Source organism: Moorena sp. SIO3B2 (assembly GCF_010692525.1).
In the GTDB taxonomy this organism is placed as follows: Bacteria; Cyanobacteriota; Cyanobacteriia; order Cyanobacteriales; family Coleofasciculaceae; genus Moorena; species Moorena producens.
Map to the genome: position 1 here is coordinate 1 of NZ_JAAHHE010000314.1, position 7,009 is coordinate 7,009.

7 protein-coding genes and 1 pseudogene are annotated in these 7,009 nt (G+C 43.4%); 3 read left to right on the forward strand and 5 right to left on the reverse strand.

The genetic code is table 11. From position 1 onward, the window contains the following. On the forward strand, positions 1-1,147 hold a 1,147-nt coding region (locus tag F6K38_RS32180), incomplete at its 5' end, for a glycosyltransferase (RefSeq protein WP_287359141.1). Positions 1,148-1,150: 3 nt separating this feature from the next. Here the strand turns inward: F6K38_RS32180 and F6K38_RS32185 are convergent. The 4 genes and pseudogenes from F6K38_RS32185 to F6K38_RS32200 all read right to left on the reverse strand — a co-directional run bounded on the left by F6K38_RS32185 (position 1,151) and on the right by F6K38_RS32200 (position 4,398). Continuing rightward, positions 1,151-1,306 carry a hypothetical protein gene (locus F6K38_RS32185; protein ID WP_287359142.1) on the reverse strand — a complete coding sequence of 52 codons (156 nt, stop codon included), beginning with the start codon at positions 1,304-1,306 and terminating at the stop codon, positions 1,151-1,153. Between the two features lie 136 nt (positions 1,307-1,442). Next, positions 1,443-2,523 (reverse strand): annotated as a pseudogene (locus F6K38_RS32190) (RNA-guided endonuclease InsQ/TnpB family protein). A 367-nt stretch (positions 2,524-2,890) separates the two neighbouring features. Continuing rightward, positions 2,891-3,121 carry a hypothetical protein gene (locus F6K38_RS32195; RefSeq protein ID WP_287359144.1) on the reverse strand — a complete coding sequence of 77 codons (231 nt, stop codon included), beginning with the start codon at positions 3,119-3,121 and terminating at the stop codon, positions 2,891-2,893. 71 nt (positions 3,122-3,192) lie between these two features. Next, positions 3,193-4,398: an RNA-guided endonuclease InsQ/TnpB family protein gene (locus F6K38_RS32200; RefSeq protein ID WP_287257082.1), complete on the reverse strand. Its 1,206-nt coding sequence runs from the start codon at positions 4,396-4,398 to the stop codon at positions 3,193-3,195. A 475-nt stretch (positions 4,399-4,873) separates the two neighbouring features. Here F6K38_RS32200 and F6K38_RS32205 point away from each other — a divergent pair, with 475 nt between their 5' ends. Continuing rightward, a complete protein-coding gene (locus tag F6K38_RS32205) occupies positions 4,874-5,068 on the forward strand; it encodes a hypothetical protein (protein ID WP_287359147.1) in 195 nt (64 codons plus the stop codon). 860 nt (positions 5,069-5,928) lie between these two features. Here F6K38_RS32205 and F6K38_RS32210 read toward each other — a convergent pair. Continuing rightward, positions 5,929-6,141, reverse strand: coding sequence for a hypothetical protein (locus F6K38_RS32210; protein WP_287359149.1), 213 nt, complete (start codon positions 6,139-6,141; stop codon positions 5,929-5,931). Positions 6,142-6,348: 207 nt separating this feature from the next. Between F6K38_RS32210 and F6K38_RS32215 the strand changes: the two genes are divergently transcribed. Further along, on the forward strand, positions 6,349-7,009 hold a 661-nt coding region (locus F6K38_RS32215; RefSeq protein ID WP_287359151.1), incomplete at its 3' end, for an iron uptake porin.

Here is a 7,009-nt window from a genome sequence, read left to right on the forward strand (position 1 = left end):
CCAACGGCTGGTTATAGAGAAATTCCCTACCAGGTCTGTAGGTCAAGGGGAATCATTACCCAAGGTTTGTGCTGTAATTCCAGCTCGTAATGAAGCTGAGTTGCTCCCCACGACATTGCGATCGCTTTTAGCTCAAGACTATCCTGGCTGCTTGACGGTGATTGTAGTGGATGACCAAAGCACTGATCAAACAGCGACCATTGCTCAAGCCCTTGCCCAGGAAAGCAAGCAATCCTCCCAACGATTCCAACTAGAAGTATTATCCGGTCAAGAGTTACCCCCTGGTTGGACTGGTAAACTCTGGGCCTTAGAACAAGGCATTCGTTATGGGCAGCAGCAAACCCCAGCCCCAGATTATTTTTTATTTACCGATGCTGATATAGAGCATGATCCAGCCAATCTCCGTCAACTGCTTACCAAAGCCGAGATAGAACACTTGGATCTAGTTTCCCTAATGGTGTTGCTCAGATGCCAAGACTTTTGGGAGCGACTACTGATTCCTGCCTTTGTCTTCTTCTTTCAAAAACTGTATCCCTTTGCTTGGGTCAATAACCCCACAAAATCTACTGCGGCTGCCGCTGGAGGATGTATTTTAATTCGCCATCAAGCCTTAAACCGCATCGGTGGGATTGAGGTAGTGCGTCAAGCATTAATCGATGATTGTGCCCTAGCTCAAGCAGTTAAATCCAGTAATCAGTCCAGATCTTCCTCTGGTTCCCTTTCTGGCCTTGGTGGCATTTGGTTAGGGCTAAGTCAATCAACTCGCAGCTTACGACCATATCCTTCTTTAGCGAGTATCTGGAACATGATTGCTCGCACGGCTTTTACCCAACTAGAGTATTCCCCATGGCTATTAGTGGGTACGGTGATGGCAATGACGTTAATTTATCTAGTAGCCCCGATTGGTTTGATCCTTAGTGTTTTGACTGGACATTGGCTGAATGCGATCGCATCCTTTGTGACATGGTTGCTGATGGCTTTAGGTTACTTACCGACACTGCGCCTCTATCAATGTTCTCCTCTGCTGGGATTTTGTTTACCTGGGATCGGGTTGCTCTATACCCTAATGACCATAGATTCAGCATGGCGACATTGGCAAGGACGGGGTGGTGCTTGGAAAGGAAGGGTTTATTCGGTTGAGGGTTGAAGGTTAGAGGTTGAAGGTTAACTGTTGAAGGTTGAATGTTGGAGGTTGAATGTTGAAGGTTGAATGTTGGAGGTTGAATGTTGGATGTTGGATGTTGAAGGTTGAAAGTTTACTGGTATAGCAGTCGAAGTAAAGGTTAAGACATAGTTTTGTTACCATATCCGCTGTTGCATATTACCTATTACTGCTACGGAAAACTGACACAACACGGTATAAACCGTATTAATGTTTCCTTCCTGCTTCTTTCCAGTTACCTGGCATTTCATAGGGTGTCGGCACTTCCTATTCCACAGGCTCAAACCGAGTAGCTCTCGGCGTATCGTTCTAAATTGAGGCTAGCATTATAATCACGATCTCGAACTTCACCGCAAGCTTCGCAATTAAAAACTCGTTCTTTGAGTGGCATTTCCTGGATGTGGCCACAACTTGAACAGGTTTTTGTTGATGGATAAAATCTATCCGCAAACACTGTTTTTGATCCGTACCACTCCGACTTGTATTCGACTTGACGACGAATTTCAGACAAAGCAGAATCAGCAATGGCACCCGCGTTCCTTATGGTTTTTCAGCATACCGGAAACATTCAAATCTTCTAACCCAATGACTGCGTGGTTTTTGCAAAGCCAAGAGGTTAACTTGTGAATGGCATCTTTCCGGATGTTAGCGATATGCTGATGAGTTTTAGCCAGTCTTAGCTTGGTCTTCTTTCTGTTGACAGAACCAACTTTTTTTCTAGATAGTTCTCGTTGAAGTCGAGTTAATTTTTTCTGAGCTTGCTTATAGGCTCTAGGGTTAGGAAATACGGTCCCATCAGAGCAAGTCGCTAAAACTTTAATCCCAACATCTACACCTAGATATTCTCTGGACTTTGGGGTATATTCAGGCTCAAATTCGTAGGCTAGCGAAATATACCAATAATCTGCTACTCGACTGATTGTGATTCGCTTTGTCTGGATTTCAGGTATTGGTTCATAGGTACTAACCCATCCCAAGAAAGGAAGTTTTAACCGAGTCCCTGAAAACTTCATGAGCTTACCGCAATTATCTAGGGTAAAGCTATCATTTCTACCTTTTTTCTTAAACTTAGGATGTTGAGCAATCCCTTGAAAAAATCGACTAAATGCTTCTCCTAAGTGCATGAAAGCAAATTGGTAAACCCTAGAACTTAATGTGGACTGCCAGGTATACTGAGGCTTCACATGATGAGTATAGAACTTTTTCAACTTATTGGCTGAAGGTTTGAGTCCAGCTTTATAGGCTTCCTTCCACAGGTTTAAAGCCCAGTTCCATAGCCACCTAGAATACCCAGCGTGTTGAGCCATCAAGGTTTTTTGTTTGTTATTCAGTTTTAATTTGGTTTTGAAGGCTCGTTGCATAAGTCGGGATGATTGATTTTTTCATCGGGCTAGTGTGCTGACGTTAACCCCTAGATACTCATCAGCTTTTGTTTGGTTTGAGGTACGCCGCTCACCTAACTACAATTAACAACATACTGATAGTATCGTGTTATACCTTAAATCGTCAACTAAGTTATTACTCTTTCCCTAACTATACTTTAATATACTTTAACTGTTGTTAAGCACTGCGTAATTTCCTGAATTTTGCCTGAGAGCTGATTCGTAAACTCGCTGTAATCCTTGTAGGATAAGGCTTGCGCTAAAATATAACAATTGAACTATTTAATACCTGGGGGGGTGACATGCAAGCTGAAATCCTTACTCGGTAGTCATTTCAGCCCATAAGTTACTTCAGGTGCGCTTGACCTTGGCGAATTAAATTCGCCACGGGTCGCACCTGAAAGATACATGGTGTTTTGGGCTGACACTGCACGTAGTTATAAGGGTTTAAGCTTCCAGAAAGCGATGCAGCGCGGTCTTGGGGAGGCAGCGCGGTCTTGGGGAGGCAGCGCGGTCTTGGGGAGCCAGTGCGGTCTTGGGGGTTTCCCCCATGAGCGACTGCCGTGGTTTCCCCCATGAGCGACTGCCGTGGTTTCCCCCATGAGCGACTGCATCAAGACAATGAATCGAGGTTGACACTCCCCATGGCTATAAGCCAGGGGATTCTCGGTTCAGCGATTCAACTTGCTCAACCAGGTCGGAACCAAGCAGAGTAGAGGTCGAGTCTCCCCGAGCGTTGATTTTAGTTCCGGTGTGCCCCACCGTACTCAAGGCTCTCGTTAAGATATTGATTGCGGCGTTATGGTCTCTGTCTAACTCACATCCACATTTACAAACATGGGTTCGAGTTGACAGTGACTTTTTCACTACTGCGCCACATGCCGAGCAATTCTGGCTAGTATAAGCAGGGTTTACTGCGACAGTAATTCTCCCAAACTTTTCGCCAAAATATTCTAACCACTTCCGGAATTGATACCAACCTGCATCATTAATAGACTTAGCTAGACAATGGTTTTTGACCAGGTTTTTCACTCTCAAGTCTTCATAGGCGACCAAGTCGTTAGACCGGATTACGCAACGTGCAACTCTCTTCGCATGTTCTTCACGCTGCCTACTTATCTTGAGGTGTTGTCTACCTAGCTTATTAATGGCTTTCTTACGGTTAGCGGAGCCTTTCTTTTTCCGGGAAACTCGGCGTTGATAAAATTTTAAACGTTTTTCACCTTTTCGATAGAATCTAGGATTAGGTTCTGCGTATCCATCGGAGTCTGTGTAAAACTCTTTCAGTCCTACATCTAGACCTACATTGCAACCAGTAGCTTGTAACGGCTCAGATTTATTATCAACTTTTACGCAGAACTGAATGTAGTAACCATCAGCTCTTTGGACTATGCGAACCCGTTTTATGAGTTTCTGGTCTAAGCGCCACAAGTCCCAATTGCCTTTGAGTTTAACTTGGCCTATCCCTTTCTTATCGGTGAACTTGACAGACTTTTTGTCTGGGGATAATTTCCACCCAGATTGCTTGTATTCTACTGACCGAGAATGCTTTTTGAACTTAGGATATCCCTTCTTGCCAGGAACCTTTTTCTTGCAATTGTCAAAGAAGCGTTTGATAGAACGTTCCACATTCTCAACAGAGGCTTGACAAGCATGACTGTTAAGATGCTTTACAAACTCAAATTCCTCTCTTAACTGAGTGTTGTAGCGATAGAGTTCTTTCTTCCCGACCCCACGATTATCCATCCAGAATCGGAGTACCTTGTTTCTAACAAAGCGAGCTGTCCTAATAGCTTCATTTATTGCTACTTTTTGAGGCTCTTTTAAGACAGCCTTGAACTCCATTACCAGCACTCTATTCTCACCTCCTTTGGTGTAGTTTCCTTACTTACTATTATAGTCGTTCGCGCAGCGTCGGCTTTGCCGAATCCAAATATGCTAAAGTTCCCAAATAGTTAGGGAATAAATTCCCGTTCGGGCTAACCCCATGGATAGAATCCAGGGGCTTGCGCCCTCAGGGTCTTCGGTCAATTTACCACTGTATCAAGCCATAGCTCATTGGCATCAAAGCCTTATCTAGTGGGCTTTTCAGGGCTCATGTCACCCCCTCAGATTTAATACCTAAAAGACAATCATAGCAAGGCTTTCAGACTTCTTAAGATTTACTTTACAAATCAGCTCTAAGACCAGATGCATATTCACATTTCATTCACAAAGTTCAATTAATCTGTTATCAGAGCTTGATCAAAGGAACTGAATTTCAAATGTTCTGTAACTTTGACCAATTCCTCATAGATTACACCAACTTGATTCGGAGTGTAAAGCAAACATGAAAGAAAAAATAAATATCAAAAATCTAGAAACCAGACCTAGCCAAGAAACCGACCTCCTAAAGTTGTCAGTAGACGACCTGAAAGGGGTAGTAGGAGGAGGAGGAAATACGCAAGTATTGGAACTTTTCCTAGGACAGTATCAATGCAACCGTTGTGTATCAGATGAAGGTACCAGCGACAAGGGTAATTAAAGAAATAAGTAAAACATTGAGATTGCCCAATAGTCTGGGTTAATAATGATTAATTGAGTTTATCCCAGTTTATGATTTTAAACTGGTATTTTATTAGGAGTATAGCCACTGAAAACCCCGCGTATAATGACCTGGTATGAAAGTAAACAGCGCGCTTTTAGCCGTAAAAATATTTTCTATAAGACTCCGAAATCATCATCAAAAGCAATGTAGAATAAATCATAGATTACAGGCTGAAAAACCGTTGGCTCAACGTAAGCATTCAGCTATCAGCAGTCAGCCGTCAGCTAATTAACGGGAGGTAGTAAAAAAGCTGCGGGATGCTCCTACGGCTGATTGAAAATTCCTGCTCGTTTTACTAATCCGACCCCCTGCAGTTATCACGGCTGCATGCACCTCAATTAGCGTGGCACAGGCTTCGACGCTAAGACGCATAAGCTGACGGCTGAATGGTTACGAATAAAGATAGGCTTGGTAGTCGCTCCTGCTAAAGCGAAAAGCGCTGTAACAATAGTTATGCTCCACCCCTTGATTTGGAAAGAGTTGCTAGCCATTCGTTAGATTACAGCTTGAACAAATTCCATGTGTTTGATTCTTCTTTTTTGATCCTCTTCATTGGTCAAATTGGCTGACAGCATAATACTTTATCCCATTGCTTGTCCATCGAAACTCCCAGGGGGAGCAGGTCAATTTTGTAAGAACGCTTGAACTACAGTGTTTTCGGGACTTGAGTAGCGGTCATGAGTTATTTTAGTACATTTGTTCTGCGAATTTGACATGCTCCCTAAACGCATCTTGTCAATAAACCAGGGATAGTTCTCAATAAACCCTGCTTTATTGTGCTTGTTGACAATTCATTTTCATTCAACATATAGTGTTTTTTTGGCGTTGCTTAATAATGGAATAATTTTAAGAGTTTGTAGAATGGGCATCTTGCCTGTTCCTGATATTTTCGGGCAGGCAGAATGCCCACCCCACTCATATTCATTCCTTGATTCAGCAATGCCACCAATATAGCTAAGACTACATTCTGCAAAAAAAAATTGATAAAATTGACGTAAGCGGTTATTCATAAGACAAGCGGTATAAGCCAGTTCGAATCAGTTTGAGTGTAAAAATAGCGGTTGGATATCTAACTCCTCACCCCCCACACTTCCAACACTTCCCCTTTGACCCTAATCTAAAAACCTACCCCTGTTACCATCACCCTACTGGGCAAATTGCTAAGATTTGCGCCATTATATCAATGTTTTCGGTGTGAAAAGTGAACTATTTAACCAATGCCCAAACTGACTTGGAGCTTGCCCCATGTAACTCCAGCTGCGATCGCTGCAGCATTTTTACTAACTCCCAATGGTCTAGCCAATGAATCTCAACCAAAGTCAACAACAGCTCAGGAATTATCCGTAGCAGTAGAGTTACTTCCCCCCATCTCTGTGGGAGTGATGGAGCAGGTGACACCTGTTTCCCAGTTGTTCCCAGGATCACCAATAACGGAATTACCAACAACTACACAAGAGTTTGAGAATGAACTAACTCCCAATCTCGAACCCAATATCGAACAGACAGATGATCCGATGGATCAGGTCACATCAGTATCCCAGTTATCGGATGTCCAGCCCACAGATTGGGCATTCCAAGCCTTACAATCCATCGTAGAGCGCTACGGTTGTATGGCAGGATATCCTGACAGTAGCTATCGTGGCAATCGTCCCCTCAACCGTTATGAATTTGCTGCTGCTCTCAATGCCTGTTTCGATCAGCTCAGTAAGATAATTGTAGCTCCCAATTTGGCATCGTCCTACTTTAAAGAGGATCTAGAGGCAATCCAGCGTTTGCAAGGCGAGTTTACCCTGGAACTAGCTCGACTGCGTGGTAACCTGGATGCTGTCACCGCTCGTACTGCTGAAGTCGAAATTACTGAGTTTTCCACCACTACTA

Excerpts from the sequence above, each read along its gene's own strand:
- F6K38_RS32195 (WP_287359144.1), bottom strand. The coding sequence starts at position 3,121 with ATGGGGGAAACCACGGCAGTCGCTCATGGGGGAAACCCCCAAGACCGC.
- F6K38_RS32205 (WP_287359147.1), top strand. The coding sequence starts at position 4,874 with ATGAAAGAAAAAATAAATATCAAAAATCTAGAAACCAGACCTAGCCAA.
- F6K38_RS32185 (WP_287359142.1), bottom strand. The coding sequence starts at position 1,306 with ATGGTAACAAAACTATGTCTTAACCTTTACTTCGACTGCTATACCAGT.
- F6K38_RS32210 (WP_287359149.1), bottom strand. The coding sequence starts at position 6,141 with ATGAATAACCGCTTACGTCAATTTTATCAATTTTTTTTTGCAGAATGT.